Origin of the sequence: Streptomyces sp. NBC_00158, assembly GCF_045160885.1 — a bacterium.
In the GTDB taxonomy this organism is placed as follows: Bacteria; Actinomycetota; Actinomycetes; order Streptomycetales; family Streptomycetaceae; genus Streptomyces.
The window spans coordinates 3,598,903-3,620,888 of sequence record NZ_CP108161.1 but is presented as its reverse complement, the minus strand read 5'-3'; the positions used below and the strand labels follow the sequence as shown (position 1 = coordinate 3,620,888).

General features: G+C 70.8%; 18 protein-coding genes and 1 riboswitch. Of the genes, 11 read left to right on the top strand and 7 right to left on the bottom strand.

What is annotated here, in order from left to right; genetic code table 11:
* Nucleotides 1-11: 11 nt before the first annotated feature.
* Nucleotides 12-392 (bottom strand): phage holin family protein, encoded by a 381-nt coding sequence (locus OG553_RS16635; RefSeq protein WP_405979728.1) that lies wholly within the window; start codon nt 390-392, stop codon nt 12-14.
* Nucleotides 393-485: 93 nt separating this feature from the next.
* Here OG553_RS16635 and OG553_RS16630 point away from each other — a divergent pair, with 93 nt between their 5' ends.
* The 4 genes from OG553_RS16630 to OG553_RS16615 all read left to right on the top strand — a co-directional run bounded on the left by OG553_RS16630 (nt 486) and on the right by OG553_RS16615 (nt 2,748).
* On the top strand, nt 486-803 hold the full coding sequence (locus tag OG553_RS16630) for a cupin domain-containing protein (protein ID WP_405979727.1): 318 nt from the start codon (nt 486-488) through the stop codon (nt 801-803).
* Nucleotides 804-1,023: 220 nt separating this feature from the next.
* Nucleotides 1,024-1,248 (top strand): DUF5326 family protein, encoded by a 225-nt coding sequence (locus tag OG553_RS16625; RefSeq protein ID WP_405983057.1) that lies wholly within the window; start codon nt 1,024-1,026, stop codon nt 1,246-1,248.
* 182 nt (nt 1,249-1,430) lie between these two features.
* Nucleotides 1,431-2,201: an IclR family transcriptional regulator gene (locus OG553_RS16620; RefSeq protein WP_405979726.1), complete on the top strand. Its 771-nt coding sequence runs from the start codon at nt 1,431-1,433 to the stop codon at nt 2,199-2,201.
* A 97-nt stretch (nt 2,202-2,298) separates the two neighbouring features.
* On the top strand, nt 2,299-2,748 hold the full coding sequence (locus OG553_RS16615; RefSeq protein WP_405979725.1) for an SsgA family sporulation/cell division regulator: 450 nt from the start codon (nt 2,299-2,301) through the stop codon (nt 2,746-2,748).
* A 40-nt stretch (nt 2,749-2,788) separates the two neighbouring features.
* Here the strand turns inward: OG553_RS16615 and OG553_RS16610 are convergent, their stop codons facing one another.
* On the bottom strand, nt 2,789-4,255 hold the full coding sequence (locus OG553_RS16610) for a YibE/F family protein (protein ID WP_405979724.1): 1,467 nt from the start codon (nt 4,253-4,255) through the stop codon (nt 2,789-2,791).
* A gap of 39 nt (nt 4,256-4,294) precedes the next feature.
* Nucleotides 4,295-4,439: riboswitch (TPP riboswitch) on the top strand.
* Here OG553_RS16610 and thiC point away from each other — a divergent pair.
* Entirely contained in the window at nt 4,433-6,220 is a 1,788-nt protein-coding gene (gene thiC / locus OG553_RS16605) for a phosphomethylpyrimidine synthase ThiC (protein ID WP_405979723.1), read from the top strand. It overlaps the preceding riboswitch by 7 nt.
* 154 nt (nt 6,221-6,374) lie before the next feature.
* Here the strand turns inward: thiC and OG553_RS16600 are convergent, their stop codons facing one another.
* From OG553_RS16600 to OG553_RS16590, 3 genes are all read right to left on the bottom strand, one after another.
* Nucleotides 6,375-7,190, bottom strand: coding sequence for a hypothetical protein (locus tag OG553_RS16600; RefSeq protein ID WP_405979722.1), 816 nt, complete (start codon nt 7,188-7,190; stop codon nt 6,375-6,377).
* Nucleotides 7,191-7,339: 149 nt separating this feature from the next.
* A complete protein-coding gene (locus OG553_RS16595) occupies nt 7,340-8,578 on the bottom strand; it encodes a metallophosphoesterase (RefSeq protein WP_405983056.1) in 1,239 nt (412 codons plus the stop codon).
* Between the two features lie 216 nt (nt 8,579-8,794).
* Nucleotides 8,795-9,910: a LacI family DNA-binding transcriptional regulator gene (locus OG553_RS16590; protein ID WP_007265278.1), complete on the bottom strand. Its 1,116-nt coding sequence runs from the start codon at nt 9,908-9,910 to the stop codon at nt 8,795-8,797.
* A 362-nt stretch (nt 9,911-10,272) separates the two neighbouring features.
* Between OG553_RS16590 and hisC the strand changes: the two genes are divergently transcribed.
* Nucleotides 10,273-11,352, top strand: a complete 1,080-nt coding sequence (gene hisC, locus OG553_RS16585) for a histidinol-phosphate transaminase (protein WP_405979721.1) — start codon at nt 10,273-10,275, stop codon at nt 11,350-11,352.
* A gap of 97 nt (nt 11,353-11,449) precedes the next feature.
* On the opposite strand, the gene OG553_RS16580 is transcribed toward hisC, so the two are convergent.
* A complete protein-coding gene (locus tag OG553_RS16580; RefSeq protein WP_405979720.1) occupies nt 11,450-11,818 on the bottom strand; it encodes a cyclophilin-like fold protein in 369 nt (122 codons plus the stop codon).
* A gap of 202 nt (nt 11,819-12,020) precedes the next feature.
* On the opposite strand from OG553_RS16580, the gene OG553_RS16575 reads away from it, so the two are divergent.
* From OG553_RS16575 to OG553_RS16560, 4 genes are read left to right on the top strand one after another with little or no spacing between them, the layout of a single operon-like run.
* A complete protein-coding gene (locus OG553_RS16575) occupies nt 12,021-13,526 on the top strand; it encodes a cytochrome ubiquinol oxidase subunit I (RefSeq protein ID WP_405979719.1) in 1,506 nt (501 codons plus the stop codon).
* 18 nt (nt 13,527-13,544) lie between these two features.
* Nucleotides 13,545-14,546 (top strand): cytochrome d ubiquinol oxidase subunit II, encoded by a 1,002-nt coding sequence (cydB, locus tag OG553_RS16570; RefSeq protein ID WP_405979718.1) that lies wholly within the window; start codon nt 13,545-13,547, stop codon nt 14,544-14,546.
* A 46-nt stretch (nt 14,547-14,592) separates the two neighbouring features.
* A complete protein-coding gene (gene cydD, locus OG553_RS16565) occupies nt 14,593-18,159 on the top strand; it encodes a thiol reductant ABC exporter subunit CydD (RefSeq protein ID WP_405979717.1) in 3,567 nt (1,188 codons plus the stop codon).
* 36 nt (nt 18,160-18,195) lie between these two features.
* Nucleotides 18,196-19,941, top strand: coding sequence for a GAF domain-containing sensor histidine kinase (locus OG553_RS16560; protein ID WP_405979716.1), 1,746 nt, complete (start codon nt 18,196-18,198; stop codon nt 19,939-19,941).
* Nucleotides 19,942-19,965: 24 nt separating this feature from the next.
* On the opposite strand, the gene OG553_RS16555 is transcribed toward OG553_RS16560, so the two are convergent.
* Nucleotides 19,966-20,847 (bottom strand): Cof-type HAD-IIB family hydrolase, encoded by an 882-nt coding sequence (locus OG553_RS16555; RefSeq protein WP_405979715.1) that lies wholly within the window; start codon nt 20,845-20,847, stop codon nt 19,966-19,968.
* 185 nt (nt 20,848-21,032) lie between these two features.
* Here OG553_RS16555 and OG553_RS16550 point away from each other — a divergent pair, with 185 nt between their 5' ends.
* Entirely contained in the window at nt 21,033-21,935 is a 903-nt protein-coding gene (locus OG553_RS16550) for an LLM class flavin-dependent oxidoreductase (RefSeq protein ID WP_405979714.1), read from the top strand.
* The last annotated feature ends 51 nt before the right edge of the window (nt 21,936-21,986 follow it).

Here is a 21,986-nt window from a genome sequence, read left to right as displayed (position 1 = left end):
GGGCGGTCCGCTCAGTTCTTGTCGGGCAGGGCCAGGTTCACGGCCCAGGAGACGATGGAGATGATCAGGCCGCCGAGGACGGCGGTCCAGAAGCCGTCCACGTGGAAGCTCAGGTCGAACTTCCCGGCCAGCCAGGAGGTCAGCATCAGCATCAGGGCGTTCACGACGAGGGTGAACAGGCCCAGGGTGAGGATGAACAGCGGGACCGAGAGCAGCTTCACCACCGGCTTGACGATCAGGTTGACCAGCCCGAACACCAGCGCGACCAGGATCAGGGTCAGCGCGCGGCGTCCCGTGCTGCTGCCGTCGTCGAGCGTGATGCCCGAGACCAGCCAGACGGCGACGGCCAGGGCCGCCGCGTTGGCGAGCGTCTTGACTACGAAATTCGTCATGTGTCTGATCGTGGCAGAGAAGATCCCGGCCGGGCATCGGCAGATCAGCGGATCCCGGGGCACCACCGGGCGAGAACGAGGGGCACAGCGAAGATGAAGGCCTTCCGGCTGGACGAGCTCGAAGCGGAGCGCGCCGCGAACGACGGCGCCTACCTGCAGTTCCTGCGGGAGCGGAACATGTCCGTCGGGCTCTACGCGCTCGATGCCGGGCAGAGCGACCCGCAGCAGCCGCACCTCCAGGACGAGGTGTACTTCGTGGTGAGCGGGCGTGCCTCCATCACGGTCGGGGAGGAGACGACGGTGGTGGCCAACGGCAGCGTCGTCTACGTGCCGGCGGGGGTGCCGCACAAGTTCCACCACATCACCGAGCCCTTGAAGGTGATGGTGGTCTTCTCCCCGCCGGAGGGCTGACCGCTTCTGAGGGCGAGGGCGAGGGCGAGGGCCTGAGGGTCTGAGGGTCGGACCCCTGATCCCCCTAGGGGGCGGGTCAGGGGGTTCCGGGGGCTCGCGGGCCCCTGCGCGGGGCCGTCGCCTCCTAGCATCGAGAGCGAGGAAAGAAACGGACCCAAGGACTCACGAAGTCCCGGACTCACGGGGTCACCGACGAGGAAGAGGTAGGAACATGGACGGGATCCGAGCGATGTTCGCGGGCATGCCCTGGTGGGTCAAGTGGGTCGCCGTTCCGCTGCTGGCGCTCTTCGTCTTCGGCGGCGTGGTCACCTCCATCCTCGGTGCGCTGATCTCCTTCGCCTTCAAGGCGCTGCTCTTCGTGGCCCTCGTCGGCGGTCTGATCTTCGTGGTCAAGAAGTTCAGCGGCAGCGGCAGCGGGGCGAAGGCCTCTTCCAGCGACTGGTAGGAACCGCGCCGTCACCCTTCCCCCAACGGGTAAGGGGATTGACCCAGGCGGGGGAACGGGACCGGCCGAACCGCCCACATGGCGGGAACCGGCCGATACGGTGGCGATCTGCGCCGTTCCCTGGGGGCGGCCCCCGCAGAGCGGGCCACCCCGAGGCCCGCCGCCACGCCTGGGGGTGAGCTTTGCCTTCGGTTCACAATCCCGGTGTCCCGACCCTGATCGGTTCGGTGCAGCGGGCGTTGAGGCTCCTCGAAGCAGCGGGGTCCCATAGCGGGGGAGCCCCGGCGAAACAGCTGGCGCGCGAAGCCGGGCTCCCGCTCCCCACCGCGTACCACCTGCTGCGCACCCTGACGCACGAGGGCTATCTGCGTCGCGAGGACGGGGTGTTCGTTCTCGGCGACGCGGCCGGTCGGCTGGCGGGCGGCGGACTTCAGCAGAAACGTCGCAGCATGATCCTCGACTCGCTCGCGCACTTCCGCGACGCGGTCGGGGCCCCCGTCTACTTCGCGGTCTACCGCGAGGGTGAGATCGAGGTCGTGGGCGTCTCGGACACCCCGGCCAGCCCGGCCTGCCAGGAATGGGCCGACTTCCGTGCGACCGCCCACGCCCACGCCATCGGCCAGTGCCTGCTGGGCCAGCTCGACGAGAAGACGCGCCGGGACTACTACGACCGGCACCCGGTCGAGAGCATCACGCCCTACACGGTCCGGGACATGCACGCGTTGGAGCAGCGGATCGGGTCCCTGGAACGGATGCAGCCGGTTACGGAGCGTCAGGAGTACGCGCTCGGAACGGTGTGCGCCGCCATCCCGATCACGGCCGGCGATGCCGCCGCGACCATGGCGGTTTCCCTTCCTGTGCACCAAGAAGACCGATTGCTCTATGTGGTTGATCGACTACGGAGTGAAGTAGGCGCGCTGTTGAGCACCCTCTCCTTCTCTATCAGTATCTGAAAACTCACTCCTTGTGATCTGCTGGCGCTTCCACCACCCTTGTCAAGACGGCCCTGGGGGATCATTCCTGGCCACTTCCACTACAGCGGGGTAGGCAATGCGCGAGTCGGTACAGGCAGAGGTCATGATGAGCTTCCTCGTTTCCGAGGAGCTCGCGTTCCGGATCCCGGTCGAGCTCCGGTACGAGGCCCGTGACCCCTACGCGGTACGTCTGACCTTCCACCTTCCCGGAGATGCGCCGGTGACCTGGGCGTTCGGCCGGGAGCTGCTTCTCGACGGCATCAACAAGCCCAGTGGTGACGGTGACGTGCACATCGCGCCCACCGATCCGGACGAGCTGTCCGACGTCCACATCCGGCTTCAGGTCGGTGGCGACCGGGCCCTGTTCCGGGCCGGCGCGGGGCCGCTCGTCGCGTTCCTGGACCGGACCGACCGGCTCGTTCCGCTCGGTCAGGAGCGCAACCTCGGCGACTTCGAGGAGAGCCTCGACCAGGCACTCGGAAAGATCCTCTCCGAGTCGCAGCACGACGAGCGGAAGGCGGGCTGAGGCAGGGCCCCACGAGCCTCGGCCCGGGCCCCGCCCCTCCTCAGCGCTTGCGCCGGCGGCGGCCCCGGCCGCCGCGGGCCGGGGCCGCCGCCGGGCTCCCGGTCGTTCCGCCGGCCGCGCCGGGCCGGTCGGCTGAGACCACCAGGGCCGCGAGCGCCGTGGTCACCGGCACCGAGGCCACGAGCCCGATCGAGCCCACGAGGGTCCGTACGATCTCCTCCGCGACCAGCTCGCTGTTGGCCACCGTGCCCATGCTGCTGTTCGCGATCGAGAACAGCAGCAGGAGCGGCAGCGCGGCGCCCGCGTACGCCAGGACGAGGGTGTTCACCACCGAGGCGATGTGGTCGCGGCCGATCCGGATGGCGGCCCGGTACAGGGCGCGCGGACCCATGTCCGGGTCGGCCTGGTGGAGTTCCCAGACGGCCGAGGTCTGAGTGACGGTCACGTCGTCGAGCACGCCCAGGGATCCGATGATCACGCCTGCGAGCAGCAAACCGCTCATGTCGATGTTCGGGTAGAGCCCGTGGATCAGCCCGGTGTTGTCGTCCGTGTTGCCGCTCAGGAACGCCCAGCCGATGAACTGCGAGCCCAGCAGCCCGATCAGCAGGAGCGAGACCAGCGTGCCGAGGACGGCGACCGAGGTCCTCGCCGTCAGCCCGTGGCACATGTAGAGGGCGATCAGCATGATCGCGCTGGCGCCGATGACCGCCACGAGCAGCGGGTTGGAGCCCTGCAGGATCGCCGGGAGGATGAAGAGCGTCAGCACCCCGAAACTGACGACGAGCGCGATGAGGGCGAAGAGGCCGCGCATCCGGCCGACCACGACGACCGCGACGGCGAAGATGCCGGCCAGCAGCGCCATCGGGAACTTCCGGTTCAGGTCGATCACCGAGTACTGGAGGTCCCGGGGAGCGTCCGGCGCGTACGCCACCACCACCTCCTGCCCCTTCTCCAACTGCCGCGGCGCACCCGGCTGGACGATCTCGAAGAAGGCCCGGCCCTGCTCCGGTCCGCTGGTCACCTCGACGGTGGCCTTCTTGCACTCGCCGGTCCGGGCGGCCTGCGCCTCGCGTCCCTCGGGGGTGGAGGTGTCGCCAGTGGGAGGGACCTGCGCGGCGTTCACCGATTTGCAGTCGACCTTCGCGAGAGCGACGACCTTGCCCTGTTGGGTCTGCCGGTCGAAGCCCACCCCGGTGCGCTCGTGCGCGGGGGCTCCGCCGGGCCAGAGCACGGCCATGCCGACGAAGACGGCGGCGGCGAAGGGGATCAGTACGGCGGCGATCACCTTGCGCAGGTGCTTGGAGACCGGAGCGGCCGGCCCGTGGCCATGGCTGTGGCCATGACCGTGGCCGTGTCCTTGGCCGTGCGAATGCCCGTGGGAGGAGGCTGCGGCATGCCCGTGGGACGCATGCTCGTGGCCGGTGTGGCCCAAGGGCTCTGTGGGCTCGTGGGGAGGCTGCGGCGAGGACGTCACCGGCAGATCATCGCAAGAGATGAGGGGGCCCACTGTTCAGCACGCCACACACGACGCTAACGTGGGGGCTACTTTGCACAACGCGGGAGCTCGGAGCACCGGGCTGAGAGGGCGCTGATCACCGTACGCGCATGAGAATGCGTACGGGAGGAGGCTGCGTCGACCGCCGAACCTGTTACCGGGTAATGCCGGCGTAGGGAGATAGGTCTCATGACCATTCAGGACGCACGCACGCCTGCCGTCAGCCAGGACGCCGACGGCCAGACCGAGCGCCAGCCGGGCTGGCACAAGGGCTACGTGGCGGGCTCCCGCCCCGACATCCGGGTGCCGGTCCGCCAGGTCCACCTCACCAACGGCAAGGACGTGACGCTCTACGACACGTCCGGGCCGTACACCGACCCGCAGATCGAGACCGACGTCCGCCGGGGCCTCGCCCCCCTGCGCGAGAACTGGATCATCGGCCGCGGCGACACCGAGGAGTACGCGGGACGCCCCGTCCGCCCCGAGGACGACGGCATCAAGCACACCTCGCCGCGCGGGGGCCTCAAGAACCTCGACGCGGTCTTCCCGGGCCGTCCGCGCCAGCCCCGCCGGGGCCGCGGCGGCGCCGCCGTCACGCAGCTCGCGTATGCCCGCCGGGGCGAGATCACCCCGGAGATGGAGTACGTCGCGATCCGCGAGAACGTCTCCCCCGAGGTCGTTCGCGAGGAGATCGCCGCAGGCCGCGCGGTGCTCCCGGCCAACGTGAACCACCCGGAGATCGAACCGATGATCATCGGCAAGAAGTTCCTGGTGAAGGTCAACGCCAACATCGGCAACTCCGCGGTCACCTCCTCGATCGAGGAGGAGGTGGAGAAGATGACCTGGGCGACCCGCTGGGGTGCCGACACGGTCATGGACCTCTCCACCGGCCGCAACATCCACACCACCCGCGAGTGGGTGCTGCGCAACTCCCCGGTCCCGATCGGCACCGTGCCGCTCTACCAGGCCCTGGAGAAGGCCGACGGCAGGGCCGAGGACCTGACCTGGGAGATCTACAAGGACACGGTCATCGAGCAGGCCGAGCAGGGCGTCGACTACATGACGGTCCACGCCGGCGTGCTGCTGCCGTACGTGCCGCTGACCGCCCGTCGCAAGACCGGCATCGTCTCCCGCGGCGGTTCGATCATGGCTGCCTGGTGCCTGGCGCACCACAAGGAGAACTTCCTCTACACGAACTTCGAGGAGCTCTGCGAGATCCTCGCGACGTACGACGTCACGTACTCGCTGGGCGACGGCCTGCGGCCCGGCTCCATCGCGGACGCCAACGACGCCGCGCAGTTCGCGGAGCTGAAGACCCTGGGCGAGCTGAACACCATCGCCAAGCGGCACAACGTGCAGACGATGATCGAGGGCCCGGGCCACGTCCCGATGCACAAGATCAAGGAGAACATCGACCTCCAGCAGGAGATCTGCGAGGAGGCGCCGTTCTACACGCTCGGCCCGCTGACGACGGACGTCGCGCCCGCGTACGACCACATCACCTCGGGCATCGGCGCCGCGATGATCGCCTGGTGGGGCACCGCGATGCTCTGCTACGTGACGCCCAAGGAGCACCTGGGCCTGCCCAACCGGGACGACGTGAAGACCGGCGTCATCACGTACAAGATCTCCGCGCACGCGGCGGACCTGGCCAAGGGCCACCCGGGTGCCCAGGAGTGGGACGACGCCCTGTCGGACGCGCGGTTCGAGTTCCGCTGGGAGGACCAGTTCAACCTGGCCCTCGACCCCGACACGGCCCGTGAGTTCCACGACGAGACCCTGCCGGCCGAGCCGGCCAAGACCGCGCACTTCTGCTCCATGTGCGGTCCGAAGTTCTGCTCCATGAAGATCTCGCAGGACATCCGCCGTGAGCACGGCGGTGACCTCAAGGCCGATGAGATCGAGGCGGGCATGGCGGAGAAGTCCGCCGAGTTCGCGGCCTCGGGCAACAGGGTCTACCTGCCGCTGGCCGACTGATCGGTGCGGAGAGGGCCGGCCGACGACATTCCGGGGGGAGTCGTCGGCCGGCCTTACGCATGCGTTCGGCACGGCTTCGGCACGGCTTCGGTGTGGATGTTTCACGTGAAACAGTCCCGGACGGGCAGCGTTCCCGGGGGCCCTTCCCGGAGGCCTACTCCGGGTCGTGATCCGGCCCGCCGAAGTCCGGGCTGGTGAAGTCCGGTGAGCTGAAGCCGGGGCGGGGGCCCTGGGAGTTCGGGCCGGGGCTGGTGAAGTCCGGGCGGGTGTATCCCAGGCTGGGGATCCGTCCGGCCCCCGGCGTGCGCGGCACCGGGTAGCCCGCTCGGGCGGTCGGGTCGGCCAGGGCGTCGCGCAGGAACGGCACGATTCCCCGCTCCAGCAGCGCGTTCCGCCAAGCCTCCCGCGCGCGGGAGAGCTCGTCGGGTATCGGCACGCTCTCCTCCGCCGCGACCTCGGTGGAGCTGTTGCGCAGGGCCGTCACGAGCAGCCCGACCACCGCGAACAGGAGCGCGGCCACGGTGAGTCCGCCGAAGAGCCAACCCGCCGTCAGCATCGTCTCGGCGAAGGCCGGTGCGGGGTCCATCATCTTGAGGACGTATCCCACCAGCAGGAAGATCAGCATGGCGGTGCCCGCCAGGACCGGTGCCAGCACGCCGACCACGGCGCTGACGCCGGCTCCGCCGTCATGGTCCTCGCCGCCGTCCTCGGCGACCGTCCCGGAGGCTGACAGGGCCCCGTCGCGGAGCTCCTCCCGCACCTTCACGTAGTGGTCGTACTCGGCGGCGGCCGCGGCGGTCAGGAGCGTGGTGGCTGCCAGGGCCATGGTGCGCAGTTGTTCGGCGTTCAGCCGTTCGCCGAGGGTGGCGAGTTCGGGCCGTTCGTCCGCGGTGCGCAACACCTCGTCGAGGAGGCGGTCGAACTCCGGTCGGTCTTCGGTGAGCAGGTGCGGAGCGCTGGTCATGTGCATCCCCCGATGCTCCGTACATGCCGGTATGCCCGCGTAGATCCGGGGCTCCGGCACAAACGGAGGAGAGCCTGCTACGGATAGAGCGATGGTAGAGCGCCCCTGCCACGCCGTGACAGGGGCTTTGCTGAAATACCCCGCTCCGAGAACGCTCAGTCGCGCAGAGGTAGTTGAACGACGAGCAGCTTGCCGGCCATCGTCACTCCGCCGTCCATCGCGATGGCCAGCCCGTCCGCGTACACGTGCGGCCCGTCCACGGCCTCCGGGCCGTGGGAGTCGTCGCCGTCCTCGGTGCCCACCTCGCCGAGCAGGTACGGGATGGGGCTGTGGCCGTGGACGACGCGGCCGCCGCCGTAGGTGCTCAGCAGTTCCCGTACGGCCTGGGGGCCCGTCTCCTCGTCGCGGAAGGCGAACCGCTTGGTGAACTTGCGGAAGAGATCCCAGGTGATGTCGGCGTCGTTGCGGTTGAGAAGCTCGTGGATGGTGTCGTTGACGTCCTCGATGGAGTCGCCGTAGTCCAGGTACGCGGTGGTGTCGGAGTGCAGCAGCAGGTGGCCGTCCTGGAGCGTCGCCGCGTCGAGGCGGGACATCCACTGGAGGTGGACGTCCTCCAGGCGCTCCATGTCGGTGCGCTGGCCGCCGTTGAGCAGCCAGGCGGCTTGGAAGGTGGCGGTCCCGGCGCCGGAGGACACGGGGGTGTCGCCGAAGCGCTTGGCGCCGATCAGGAGCAGTTCGTGGTTGCCCATCAGGGCCTTGCAGTAGCCGCCCGCGGCGGCGGCCTCGGCGGAGAGCCGCATGACGAGGTCGATGACGCCGATCCCATCGGGACCGCGGTCGGTGAAGTCGCCGAGGAACCAGAGCCGGGCGTTGCCGGCGGACCAGCGGCACTCGGCGTCGATGAGGTGCTGGGCCTGGAGTTCCCGGATGAGCTCGTCCAGGTAGCCGTGCACGTCGCCCACGACGTAGAGCGGCCCGGGGCCGGAGCCCGGGTTCTCCTGGGGTACGTACTGGACCTGCACCGTGTCCCCGGGGCCGCCGGCCGAGCCGCGGACGATGATGGGCAGGTCGCGCTGCGTGGGCGTGTAGCCGTCGTCACCGCCGCCGTCGTACTCGCCGTCGCCCGCGGTGCGCTGCTGCGGGACGGTCTCCGTGCCCGGGTGGGCGGGAGGGGCCGCGGCGGGCAGGTCGGGGGCGTACCCGGGCCGCGGGGGCACGGGGGCGCTTTCCTCGAAGTACGCGGGGCACTCGCCGAAGACGGGAGGTTCGCCGGGCAGTGCGGCGGGTGCGGCGTACGGCGCGGGTTCGACGACCGGCACCCGGAAGTCCCGCAGCGTGTCCGTCCGCATCGCGGGTCCCTGACCGGCCCCCTGAGTCATCGACCCCTCCACCACCGTCGCGCTGCCGTACACCTGCGGACCCTGCTCACCTCCGGGGCGGAGGGTCCGTGATGTCGTGCGCCCATCATAGGAATGCGGCTCGCGCTCTGTGACGCACCAGGGGTGGTGAATCCTGGGCGGAGCCTCTGCTTCCTGCCCTTTTGTTCCGATTTCGGTGATGTGGAAATCCTGGGCGGGGCCGTCGGCTCCGCCCAGGTGACGGTGTGGCGGTCAGTCCTGGGCCGGTGAACGCGGCGGGCTGACGGTCGTCCGGGGCGTCCTGCGCTGCGAGGAGGTGCGGATGATCAGCTCGGTCGGCACGACCTGTTCGACGGGACGTCCGGTGTCCACTCCCTCGATCGCGTCGATCAGCAGCTGCACGACCGCGGTGCCGATGCGGCGGGGCTTGAGGGAGAGCGTGGTGATGGGCGGTTCGGTGTTGGCGTAGACGGTGGATTCGCTGCAGCAGACGAGGAGGAGGTCCTCGGGGACCCGCAGCCCGTAGCGCCGGGCGGCGGCGAGGAGGTCGGTGCCGTTGGGGTCGAAGAGCCCGTACACGGCGTCCGGCCGGTCGGGGCGGGCGAGGAGCCGGTCGGCGGCGACGGCGCCCGCGCACGGGTCGTGGGCGGGGTAGGACTCGTAGACGGGGTCCTGTCCGACGCGCTCGCACCAGTTGAGGTAGGCGGTCGTGGAGAGCCGGGTGTAGGTGTCGGTGGTGGTGCCGGTCAGCAGCCCGATGCGGCGGGCTCCGGCGGCGGCGAGGTGGTCGAGGAGGCCCAGTACGGCGGCCTCGTGGTCGTTGTCCACCCAGGCGGTGACGGGGAGGGTGCCCGCCGGCCGGCCGTCGGAGACCACGGGCAGGCCCTGGCGGACCAGCTCGCTGACGACCGGGTCGTGGTCGGAGGGGTCGATGACGACGGTGCCGTCCAGGGCCACGTTGGACCAGACGTCGTGTCGTGAGGTGGCGGGCAGGATGACGAGGGCGTAGCCGCGGGCGAGCGCGGCGGAGGTGGCGGCCCGTGCCATCTCGGCGAAGTACGCGAATTCGGTGAAGGTGAAAGGTTCATCCCCGTACGTGGTCACGGTCAGGCCGATGAGCCCCGACTTGCCGGTACGGAGGGTGCGGGCCGCGGCGGAGGGGCGGTACCCCAGCCGGTCGGCGACCTCGCGGACGTGGCGGCGGGTGGCGTCCGGCAGCCTCCCCTTGCCATTGAGCGCGTCGGAGACGGTTGTGATGGACACGCCCGCCGCGGCGGCCACGTCCCTGATGCCGGCCCGGCCCTGTCGGCCGCCGACCCGCCGGGTGGTCTCGGTCCGGCTCACCTGATGCTTCCCTGCTGCTGTCATGGCGAGCCGATAGTAGGGCTCGGAGGGGAGGGTGGTTCAGGTGCATATGCACGCGTTGACAGGCACGATTCTGCATGGTTCGCCACCCCCAATGACCTTGGAATTGAAGGTATTTGCCGCCTTGTGTCGAGAGTGAGGCTTGTCGGCGGGTACGAGCATGCCAAAACGGAGCCGTCTCGGGCCGTCCTCAACTCACCTGCACGAGGGACGCGCGCCACGGCGCAGGCCACCGGCGCGCGCATATATGCGTGCGCTCCCCCTGTGTTCCTGGCGCCCGCCATTCTCGGATCGGCGGAATCCTCATAAGGTGAGCAGTATTGAGTCGACGGAGACGTCGACGGGACGGTCGAGGAGGACCTGCGGTGAGCGAGAAGAGCCCGAAGCTGCGCGCCGAGCTGGACGGCATTCCCACCTACAAGCCCGGCAAGCCCGCCGCCGCGGGCGGGGCCGTCGCGTTCAAGCTGTCCTCGAACGAGAACCCGTATCCGCCGCTTCCCGGGGTCCTGGAGACCGCGGTGGCGGCGGCGGGCCGGTTCAACCGCTACCCGGACATGGCGTGCACCGGTCTCGTGAACGAGCTGGCGGAGCGTTTCGGCGTGCCGGTCGAGCACATCGCCACCGGCACCGGTTCGGTGGGCGTGGCCCAGTCGCTGATCCAGTCGACGGCCGGGCCGGGTGACGAGGTCATCTACGCCTGGCGGTCCTTCGAGGCGTACCCGATCATCACCCAGATCGCGGGTGCGAAGTCGGTACAGGTGCCCCTGACCGACGGGGACGTCCACGACCTGGACGCGATGGCCGCCGCGATCACGGACCGGACCCGACTGATCTTCGTCTGCAACCCCAACAACCCCACCGGCACCGCCGTGCGCCGCGCCGAGCTGGAGCGGTTCCTGGACCGGGTGCCCTCGGACGTCCTGGTGGTGCTGGACGAGGCCTACCGCGAGTTCGTGCGCGACGCCGACATCCCGGACGGCATCGAGCTCTACCGCGACCGCCCGAACGTGGCCGTCCTGCGCACGTTCTCCAAGGCGTACGGGCTGGCCGGCCTGCGCGTCGGCTTCGCGGTGGCGCACGAGCCGGTGGCCGCGGCGCTGCGCAAGACGGCGGTGCCCTTCGGCGTCAGCCAGCTCGCCCAGGACGCGGCGGTCGCCTCGCTCCAGGCCGAGGACGAGCTGATGGGCCGGGTCGGGGCGCTGGTGTGCGAGCGCAACCGGGTGCACGAGACGCTGCTCGCGCAGGGCTGGACGGTCCCGGACACCCAGGCCAACTTCGTGTGGATGCGGCTGGGGGAGCGGACCTCCGACTTCGCGGAGGCCTGCGAGAAGGCCGGTGTGGTGGTCCGGCCCTTCGCGGGCGAGGGCCTGCGGGTCACGATCGGTGAGACGGAGGCGAACGACCTCTTCCTGCACACGGCGGAGGCGTTCTTCAAGGAGCTGTAGTCCTTCGAGGAGCTGTGGTCCTTCGAGGGGCTGCAGTCCTTCGAGGAGCTGTTGTCAGAGCGCTGCGGTCAGGTGGCCGCAGTCCGGGTAGCCGGGCTCAGACCAGTTCCACGCGGATGGGGTCGCCGTCGCGGACGGTGGCCAGGAGGCGGGGGTCGCCGTCGAACGAGCCGAGCACGTTGCACGGGCTCGCCAGGCGGCTCTCGCCTCCGCGCGAGATGGGTGTGGGGCCGTAGGGCAGGGCGAGCGCGTCGCCCTCGGTCCAGAAGGCGACCGTGCCGGGCTCGACGACCTGCTGGGCGTCGTCTTCCAGGGCCACGCAGACCCCGGTGTCGAAGTAGACCTCCTCGCCCCAGGTGTTCGCGGAGGCGGAGATCGGGAGGGCCGCGGCCAGCGCCTTGCTGGTCGGGGTCTCGTCGAGGGTTGCGGTGAGCAGGCCCGCAGGCCAGGAGATTCGAATCTGCATGGGCCACATTCAACAATCTGTTGAAATCCTTGGCTAGTGGCCGATAAGGGGGACCCCGGCTGATTCGGGTCGTGGGCGGTAGGACATAATGCTTGTGAATGTGAACGCGTTCACAAGCGTGTCCTGCTTTCTCCCGTTATGGGGAGGAACCCGCCAGGCAGACTGCCCGCTGTGACCACGGCGACGACAAGGAGAAGACGACGTGGACCTAGCTTTGGCGCCTGAGACATTGGCGCGTTGGCAGTTCGGCATCACCACCGTCTACCACTTCCTCTTCGTGCCGCTCACGATCTCGCTCGCCGCGCTGACCGCCGGCCTGCAGACCGCGTGGGTCCGGACGGAGAAGGAGAAGTACCTCAGGGCCACGAAGTTCTGGGGCAAGCTTTTCTTGATCAATATCGCGATGGGTGTCGTCACCGGCATCGTCCAGGAGTTCCAGTTCGGAATGAACTGGTCCGACTACTCGCGATTCGTGGGTGACATCTTCGGCGCCCCACTGGCGTTCGAGGCCTTGATCGCCTTCTTCTTCGAGTCCACCTTCATCGGGCTGTGGATCTTCGGTTGGGACAAGCTGCCGAAGAAGATCCACCTCGCCTGCATCTGGATGGTCTCCCTCGGCACCGTCCTGTCCGCCTACTTCATCCTGGCGGCCAATTCCTGGATGCAGCACCCGGTCGGCTACCGCATCAACGAGGAGCGGGGCCGGGCCGAGCTCACCGACTTCTGGGCGGTCCTCACGCAGGACACGGCCCTCACCCAGTTCTTCCACACCATCACGGCCGCGTTCCTCGTGGGCGGCGCGTTCATGGTCGGCATCGCCGCCTTCCACCTCGCCCGCAAGAAGCACATCCCCGTGATGCGCAGCTCGCTGCGGCTCGGCCTGGTCGTCATGATCATCGCCGGTATGGGCACCGCGATCAGCGGCGACCTGCTCGGCAAGGTCATGTTCAAGCAGCAGCCGATGAAGATGGCCGCCGCCGAGGCCCTGTGGGACGGCGAGGCGCCGGCCCCCTTCTCCGTCTTCGCCTACGGAGACGTGGAGAAGGGCCACAACAAGGTGGCCATCGAGATCCCGGGCCTGCTGTCCTTCCTCGCCAACGACGACTTCAGCTCCTTCGTCCCGGGCATCAACGACGTCAACAAGGCCGAGCAGGAGAAGTTCGGCCCCGGCGACTACCGACCCAACATCCCCGTCGCGTACTGGGGCTTCCGCTGGATGATCGGCTTCGGCATGGCCTCCCTCGGGATCGGCATGCTCGGGCTGTGGCTGACCCGCAAGCGGTTCCTGCTGCCGCCGGCGCTGCGCACCGCTGAGGACGAGGTCCCCCATCTCGTGCTCTTCAAGAAGGCGCTCAGCCCCCGCTTCACCCGGATGTACTGGATCGTCGCGCTCTGGACCATGCTCTTCCCGCTGATCGCCAACTCCTGGGGCTGGATCTTCACCGAGATGGGCCGTCAGCCCTGGGTGGTCTACGGAGTGCTGCGCACCAGGGACGCGGTCTCGCCGGGCGTCTCGCAGGGCGAGGTGCTCACCTCGATGATCGGCTTCACGCTGCTCTACGCCGTACTCGCGGTGATCGAGGTCAGGCTCCTCGTGAAGTACGTCAAGGCAGGTCCGCCCGAGCTCACCGAGGCCGACCTCAACCCGCCCACCAGGATCGGCGGGGACGACAAGAACCCCGACCGGCCGATGGCCTTCTCGTACTGAGGCTGAGGAGACCACACCATGGAACTTCACGACGTCTGGTTCGTACTGATCGCCGTCCTGTGGACCGGCTACTTCTTCCTGGAGGGCTTCGACTTCGGCATCGGGGTCCTGACCAAGCTCCTCGCCCGGGACCGCACGGAGAAGCGGGTCCTGATCAACACGATCGGGCCCGTCTGGGACGGCAACGAGGTCTGGCTGCTCACGGCGGGCGGTGCCACCTTCGCCGCCTTCCCGGAGTGGTACGCGACCCTCTTCTCAGGCTTCTACCTGCCGCTGCTGCTCATCCTGGGCTGCCTCATCGTCCGCGGCGTCGCCTTCGAGTACCGCCACAAGCGGTCCGAGGAGCGGTGGCAGACCAACTGGGAACACGCGATCTTCTGGACCTCGCTGATCCCGGCCTTCCTGTGGGGCGTGGCCTTCGCCAACATCGCGCGCGGCGTGAAGATCGACCAGGACATGGAGTACGTCGGGAACGTCCTCGACCTGCTCAACGTCTACTCGGTCCTCGGCGGCCTGGTCACCCTGACCCTGTTCACCTTCCACGGTGCGGTCTTCGCCGCGCTGAAGACCGTCGGGGACATCCGGGACCGTGCGCGTGCGCTGGCCACCCGGCTGGGTGTGGTGACGGCCGTCCTGGCCCTGGCCTTCCTGATCTGGACCCAGGCCTCGCGCGGTGACGCGTGGAGCCTGGTGGCGATGGCCGTGGCCGTACTGGCACTGGTCGCGGCCCTCGGGTTCAACCTGGCGGGCCGGGAGGGCTGGGCGTTCGCCCTGTCCGGGATCACCATCGCGGCGGCCGTCGCGATGCTGTTCCTGACCCTGTTCCCGAACGTCATGCCGTCCTCGCTGGACCCGGCCTGGAGCCTCACGGTCACCAACGCCTCGTCCACCCCGTACACCCTGAAGATCATGACCTGGTGCGCCGCCGTGGCCACTCCCCTGGTCCTGCTCTACCAGGGCTGGACGTACTGGGTCTTCCGCAAGCGGATCGGTACGCAGCACATCGTCGACGCGCACTGAGCCGCGCGCGTCCCTCCTGCCCGACCCTGCCGAGGGGATGTTTCACGTGAAACCGATCGACCCGCGCCTGCTGCGGTACGCCCGTTCCACCCGCCTCTTCCTGGGCGCGGTGGTAGCCCTCGGGCTGGCCGGAGCGGGGCTGGTCGTCGGTCAGGCGATGCTCATCGCCGAGATCGTGGTCGGCGCCTTCGAACGGGGACTCGACGGAGCCGCGCTCCGGACGCCACTGCTGCTGCTCGCGGCGGTGGCTCTGGGGCGCGGCCTCGTCGCCTGGCTCACGGAGCTGGCCGCGCACCGGGCGAGCGCGGCGGTCAAGTCCGAGCTCCGGGGCAGGCTGCTGGACCGAGCCGCCGACCTGGGGCCCGGCTGGCTCAGCGGACAGCGCACCGGATCCCTGGTGTCCCTGGCCACCCGGGGCGTGGACGCGCTCGACGACTACTTCTCCCGCTACCTGCCCCAGCTGGGGCTCGCCGTGGTGGTCCCGGTGGCGGTCCTCGCCCGGATCGTCACGGAGGACTGGGTGTCGGCGGCCATCATCGTCGTCACCCTGCCGCTGATCCCGCTGTTCATGATCCTCATCGGCATGGCCACCCAGAGCCGGATGGACCGCCAGTGGCGGCTGCTCTCCCGGCTGTCGGGACACTTCCTCGACGTGGTGGTGGGTCTTCCCACGCTGAAGGTGTTCGGACGGGCGAAGGCGCAGGCCGAGTCCATCCGGAAGATCACCGACGACTACCGCCAGGCCACCATGCGCACCCTGCGCATCGCCTTCCTCTCCTCCTTCGCGCTGGAGCTGCTTGCCACGCTGTCGGTGGCGCTCGTCGCGGTCACCATCGGCATGCGGCTCGTCCACGGGGAACTGGACCTGTACACCGGGCTGGTCATCCTGATCCTCGCGCCGGAGGCCTATCTGCCGCTGCGCCAGGTCGGGGCGCAGTACCACGCGGCCGCCGAGGGACTGGCTGCCGCGGAAGAGATCTTCGAGGTGCTGGAGACCCCGGCCCCCACCCCGGGCGGCGGCGCCGACGTGCCGGCCACGGCACTGCGGATCGCGCTCGACGGGGTCGAGGTGCGGTACGAGGGGCGCGGGGCGAGCTCTCCCGGTCCCGTCTCGCTCGTCGTCGGACCGGGCGAGTGCGTGGCCCTCACCGGGCCGAGCGGGGCGGGCAAGTCCACCTTGCTCAACGTGCTGCTCGGCTTCGTCACCCCGACGGCCGGACGGGTCCGGATCGGGGACACGGACCTGGCGGAGCTCTCCCTGGAACAGTGGCGGGAGCGCATCGCGTGGGTTCCGCAGCGGCCGCACCTGTTCGCCGGGACCATAGCCGAGAACGTCCGCCTGGCCCGGCCCGGGGCCGATGACGAAGCCGTGGAGGCGGCCCTGCGCGACGCCGGGGCGTGGGAGTTCGTCTCGGCCCTGCCGAGCGGGGCGCGGACCCCGCTCGGCGAGGGCGGCGCCGGCCTCTCCGCCGGGCAGCGCCAGCGTCTCGCCCTGGCCAGGGCGTTCCTCGCGGACCGGCCGGTGCTGCTGCTGGACGAGCCGACGGCGGCCCTGGACGGGGAGACCGAGGCGGCCGTCGTGGATGCCGTACGCCGCCTCGCGGTCGGGAGGACCGTGCTGCTCGTGGTGCACCGGCCGGCGCTGCTGGCGGTGGCCGACCGGGTGGTGGCGGTGGGCGAGGGCGCCCCGGCCCGGCCGGTCGTGGTCCCCGCGGCCACCGCACCCGCGGTCGGCGCGGGAACGGCTTCGCGCGGGGCCGCTGCGGTGTCCGGACCCGGGGAGTGGACCCTCGGGGGCGGACCGGAGCGGACCGGACGCGGACCGGGCGGCGGGAACAACGCCGGCGCGGGCCCGGCCGGCGATCCGCTGCGGCGGGTGCGGGCCGCGGCCGCTGCCTGGCAGGGCCGGTTCCGGCTCGGGCTGCTGCTCGGGGCGCTGGCCGTCGGGAGCAGCGTCGGCCTGATGGCCGTCTCCGGGTGGCTGATCTCCAGGGCCTCCGAGCAGCCGCCGGTGCTGTACCTGATGGTGGCCGTCACGGCGACCCGGGCCTTCGGGATCGGGCGGGCCGTTTTCCGCTACGCCGAGCGGCTGGTGTCGCACGACGCCGTCCTGCGGATGCTCGCCGACCTGAGGGTCGCGGTGTACCGCCGGCTGGAGCGGATCGCCCCCGCCGGGCTGCGCGGGCAGCGGCGCGGGGACCTGCTCTCCCGGCTGGTGGCCGATGCCGACGCGCTCCAGGACTACTGGCTGCGCTGGCTCCTGCCGGTGGGCACCGCGGTGCTCGTCGGCACCGGATCGGTGGCGTTCACCACCTGGATGCTGCCCGGTGCGGGGGCCGCGCTCGCGGTCGGGCTGCTGGCGGCCGGGGTGGGGGTCCCGCTGCTCAGCGGGGCCTGTGCGCGGCGTGCCGAGCGGCGGCTCGCACCCGCCCGGGGCGAACTCGCCACCCGGGTGGCCGATCTGCTGACGGGTACCGCCGAACTGACGGTGGCCGGTGCGCTGGCCGGCCGGAAGCAGCGGGCGCGGGAGAGCGACGGCGTACTGACCCGGATCGCTTCGCGCGGGGCCGCGGCCACCGGGCTCGGCGGCGGGCTGTCCGCCCTGGTGTGCGGACTCACGGTGGTGTGCGCCGCGTTCGCGGGTGCGGAGGCCGTCGCGGACGGCAGGCTGTCCGGGGTGGCCATGGCGGTGGTGGTGCTGACCCCGCTCGCCGCCTTCGAGGCCGTCAGCGGGCTTCCGCTGGCCGTCCAGTACCGCCAGCGGGTGCGCCGCAGCGCCGAGCGGGTCTACGAGGTCATCGACGCCCCGGTCCCCGTCGCCGAGCCGGCCCGGCCCCGGGCACTGCCGGCCTCGCCGTTCCCGCTGCGGCTCACCGGCCTCGCCGCCCGGCACGGCGGGCAGGAGCGCGACGCGCTGCACGGGCTGGACCTGACGCTGGAAGCGGGCCGGCGCATCGCGGTCGTCGGCCCGTCGGGTTCGGGCAAGACCACCCTGGCGCAGGTCCTGCTGCGCTTCCTGGACCCGCGCGAAGGCGCGTACACCCTGGGCGGGACGGACGTCCGCGAACTCGACGGCGACGAGGTGCGCCGGATCGTGGGCCTGTGCGCCCAGGACGCGCACCTCTTCGACAGCTCGGTGCGGGAGAACCTGCGGCTGGCCCGGACCGGGGCGAGCGAGGAGCAGCTGCGCGAGGCGCTGGCCGCGGCCCGGCTGCTGGAGTGGGCCGACGGGCTTCCGGACGGTCTGGACACCCTGGTCGGGGAGCACGGGGAACGGATCTCCGGCGGGCAGCGCCAGCGGCTGGCCCTGGCGCGGGCGCTGCTGGCGGACTTCCCCGTCCTCGTCCTGGACGAGCCGGCCGAGCACCTGGACCTGGCGACCGCGGACGCCCTGACGGCGGATCTGCTGGCGGCCACCGAGGGCCGGACCACCGTGCTGATCACGCACCGGCTCGCCGGACTGGAGGCGGTGGACGAGGTGCTCGTAGTGGACGGCGGAGAGGTAGTGCAGCGCGGTCCCCATGCCGAGCTGGCAGCGGTCGAGGGGCCGCTGCGGAGCCTCCTGGAGCGGGAGCGGGAGGCCGATCGGGCCCTCATCGGCAGCAGGGGCTGACTTTCCCTCCTAAACGGGACTAACTACGCTCAGGGCATGTCAGTGCAGGAGTCGCAGGAATCGCCGGAGCCACCGGAATCCCGTGGGGGCGCACCGGATCCCATGGAGGCCGCCACCCAGGCCACCCGGAGCCTGCACGGGCTGTCCACGGAGCTGACCGCGCGCGTCCCGCAACTGCTGGAGGCCATGCGCTCGGTCGGCACCGGCCTCGAACTGCACTCCACGCTCGACCGCATCTGCGAGACGGCCGCCGAGCTCGCGGACGCCCGCTACGCGGCGATCGGGGTCGTGGACACCGACGGCCCGGGGCTGTCGGACTTCGTCACCTTCGGCGTCAGCGCTCAGCTGGCCCGGAAGATCGGGCACCGCCCGGACGGGAAGCGGGGCCTGCTCGGGGCGCTCATCTCGCACCCGGACACCGTCCGGCTCTCGGACCTGACGAAGGACCCGCGGTCGGCGGGCTTCCCCGCGCACCACCCGCCGATGAAGACCTTCCTGGGCGTCCCGATCCGGGTCCAGGGCGAGATCTTCGGGAACCTCTACCTCGCCGAGAAGAACGGCGGCGGCGAGTTCAACGACTACGACGTCCACATGGTCCGGGTGCTGGCCACCGAGGCGGGCATCGCCATCGGCAACGCCCGGCTCTACGAGGCCGCCACGCAGCGCGAGCGCTGGATCGACGGCTCGGTGGCCGTCACCACGGCCCTGCTGTCGGGCGGGGACGCGGACGACGCCCTGTCGGTGGTGGCCGAACAGGCGCGCCGGCTGGCCGACTCCGCCGCCGGGATCGTGATGCTGCCGGCGGAGGAGGGGGGCATGGAGATCGTCGCCGTCTCCGCGGACAACCCGGCCACCTCGCTCGGCGTGGTCATTCCCGCGGAGAGCCCGGTGGTGGACGACCTGCTGCGGGGCGAGCCCGTGTTCGTGGACGACGCAGCTTCCGACCCCCGCATGATCAGCAGGCTGACCAGCCAGTACGGACCCTGCATGATGCTGCCGCTGCACAGCGGCGGGCGGGTGCTGGGCGCGCTCGTCACCCCGCGGGCCCGGGGCAAGAGGCCCTTCACGGAGGCGGAGCGGACCCTGGCCACGCAGTTCGCCTCCCAGGCCGCTCTCGCGCTGATGATGGCCGAGGCCCAGCGCGACCGGGAGCGGCTCGCGGTGTTCGAGGACCGCGACCGGATCGCCCGGGACCTGCACGACCTGGTCATCCAGCGGCTGTTCGCCACCGGGATGATGCTGGAGGGCGCGCAGCGCCGGTCCATCGTCCCCGAGGTCCGCGACGGCGTGGGCAAGGCGGTGGACGAGCTGGACGTGACCATCCAGGAGATCCGCACCGCGATCTTCGCCCTCCAGCAGGGTCCGGCGGAGGCTCCGTCGGGGCTGCGGACCCGGGTGCTGCGGGAGATCAACATGGCGGCCGTGCCCCTGGGCTTCAAGCCCGCGCACCGCTTCGTCGGCCCGGTCGACACGGTCGTCGGCGAGCTGGTGGGCAAGAACCTGATCGCCGCCCTGCGCGAGGCCCTGTCGAACGCCTTCCGGCACGCGGGCGCGTCCCGGATCGAGGTGCTGGTCGACTCCACCGTCAGCCTGCCCGACGGCCGGCCCGGGGTGCGGCTGGAAGTCGCCGACGACGGGGTGGGGATGCCGGAGGGCGGTCGGCGCAGCGGCTTGCGGAACCTGCGTCGCAGGGCGGAGTCGCTCGGCGGGTCCAGCTGGTACGGATCCGGCATCGGGGAGGACGAAGGCGGGACCACCCTGGTGTGGGAGGCCCCGCTGTGATCCACCGCTCCCCGCCGTGGGCTTCTAGCCGCGCGCCGCGCGCTCGGCCAGGATCCGTTCGATGACCACGGCGACGCCGTCCTCGTTGTTGTCGACCGTACGGCCGGACGCGGCCGCGATCACGTCCGGGTGGGCGTTGCCCATCGCGTACGAGGTGCCGGCCCAGCGGAGCATCTCCACGTCGTTCGGCATGTCCCCGAAGGCGACGACCTCTGCGGGCGAGATCCCGCGCTCGGCGCAGCACAGCTCCAGGGTGCTGGCCTTGGAAACGCCGAGCTCGCTGATCTCCAGCAGTGCGGTCGGGCTGGAGCGGGTGATGGAGGCGTAGGCGCCGGCGGCGGACCGGGCCAGGGCGAGGAAGTCGTCCGGGGTCATCTCGGCGTGGTGCGCGAGCAGCTTGAGCACCGGCGCGTCATGGTCGTCGTGCTCCTCGTGGAGCAGCTTCTCCGCGGTGGCGACCGTGGCGCCCGGGTCCTGGAAGAACGGCGGGTAGGCCGGCTCGTAGTTGATGCCGGTGGTCATCTCGACCGCGAAGGAGGTGCCGGGGGCGGCCTCGCGCAGGGTTTCCACGACGGCCAGGGCCGTGGCTCGGGGCAGTGCCCTGACCTGTACGAACTCGCGACCCGCGTGGAGGTCGACGACGGCGGCGCCGTTCGCGCAGATCGCCAGGCCGTGGCCGTGGACGTGATCGCTGACCACGTCCATCCAGCGGGCCGGGCGGCCGGTGACGAAGAAGACCTCGATCCCGGCCTCCTCGGCAGCGGCGAGCGCGGCGACCGTGCGGAGCGATACGGACTTGTCGTCGCGCAGCAGGGTGCCGTCGAGGTCGGTGGCGATGAGCCGGGGTGCGGGGGTCGGCCCGTCCGGGCGCTGAGAAGCCGAGGTCACCGCTCCATCTTCGCCCATGGGTCCCTGCTGCCGGACCATGATCGTCCAGACATTTCTCACCCGCCTGGCCGGTAGGCGCTCCCGGGGGGACGGTTCGCCCGGCGCATGTTTCACGTGAAACATGCGCCGAACCGGATGAGCCGGGCCCTGATGGGCGAGGTGTGGTTGGTGTACGAGCCACGGACCGCCGTACGCTCGACGGCATGACTTTGCGCCTGAGCACCGTGATCCTGCCGGTACGCCCGTGGCATGAGGGAGGCCGCGACCAGTGGGAGCGGGCCGAGCGCCTCGGGTTCCACACCGCCTACACCTACGACCACCTGAGCTGGCGCGGTTTCCGCGACCGCACCTGGTACGGCGCGGTGCCCACGCTGACCGCCGCGGCTTCCGTCACCGAGCGGATCCGACTGGGCACCCTGGTCACCTCGCCGAACTTCCGGCACCCGGTGACCCTGGCCAAGGAGCTGATGTCGCTGGACGACATCTCGCGCGGCCGCATCACCCTCGGCATCGGCGCGGGCGGCAACGGCTTCGACGCGACCGCACTGGGCCAGGAGGAGTGGAGCCCGCGCGAGCGGGCGGACCGCTTCGCCGAGTTCGTTCCGCTGCTCGACCGGCTGCTCACCGAGCAGGCGCTGACCCACCACGGCACGTTCTACTCGGCCGACGAGGCGCGCAACGTCCCCGGGTGCGTCCAGCGCCCGCGCCTGCCGTTCGCCGTCGCCGCGACCGGCCCGCGCGGGGTGAGGCTCGCGGCGAGCCACGGTCAGGCCTGGGTGACCGCGGGCGACCCGAAGCACGCCGAGAGCACGCCCGAGGAGTCGCTGGAGGCCCTGCGCGTCCAGCACGGGCGCCTGGAGAAGGCGCTGGCGGAGATCGGACGGGACTCCGGCTCCATCGAGAAGGTGCTGCTGACCGGCTTCACCCCGGAGCGCGGCGCCATGCTGGAGTCCGTGGACGCGTTCGTCGACTTCGCCGGCCGCCACCGCGAGCTGGGCTTCACCGAGCTGGTCATCCACGCCCCGATCCCGGACTCCGACTTCGCCGCCGACGAGGCGGTCTTCGAGCGGATCGCCACCGAGGCGCTCGCCCAGCTGGGCGGCTGAGCCTCCCCCCAACGCCCCCGGCCGGGGCCCGTCGTACGACGGGCCCCGGCC

Coding starts and splice junctions, on each gene's coding strand:
- OG553_RS16635 (WP_405979728.1), bottom strand. CDS start 392: ATGACGAATTTCGTAGTCAAGACGCTCGCCAACGCGGCGGCCCTGGCC.
- OG553_RS16630 (WP_405979727.1), top strand. CDS start 486: ATGAAGGCCTTCCGGCTGGACGAGCTCGAAGCGGAGCGCGCCGCGAAC.
- OG553_RS16615 (WP_405979725.1), top strand. CDS start 2,299: ATGCGCGAGTCGGTACAGGCAGAGGTCATGATGAGCTTCCTCGTTTCC.
- thiC (WP_405979723.1), top strand. CDS start 4,433: ATGACCATTCAGGACGCACGCACGCCTGCCGTCAGCCAGGACGCCGAC.
- OG553_RS16600 (WP_405979722.1), bottom strand. CDS start 7,190: ATGCACATGACCAGCGCTCCGCACCTGCTCACCGAAGACCGACCGGAG.
- OG553_RS16590 (WP_007265278.1), bottom strand. CDS start 9,910: ATGACAGCAGCAGGGAAGCATCAGGTGAGCCGGACCGAGACCACCCGG.
- OG553_RS16580 (WP_405979720.1), bottom strand. CDS start 11,818: ATGCAGATTCGAATCTCCTGGCCTGCGGGCCTGCTCACCGCAACCCTC.
- cydB (WP_405979718.1), top strand. CDS start 13,545: ATGGAACTTCACGACGTCTGGTTCGTACTGATCGCCGTCCTGTGGACC.
- OG553_RS16560 (WP_405979716.1), top strand. CDS start 18,196: ATGTCAGTGCAGGAGTCGCAGGAATCGCCGGAGCCACCGGAATCCCGT.
- OG553_RS16555 (WP_405979715.1), bottom strand. CDS start 20,847: ATGGGCGAAGATGGAGCGGTGACCTCGGCTTCTCAGCGCCCGGACGGG.
- OG553_RS16550 (WP_405979714.1), top strand. CDS start 21,033: ATGACTTTGCGCCTGAGCACCGTGATCCTGCCGGTACGCCCGTGGCAT.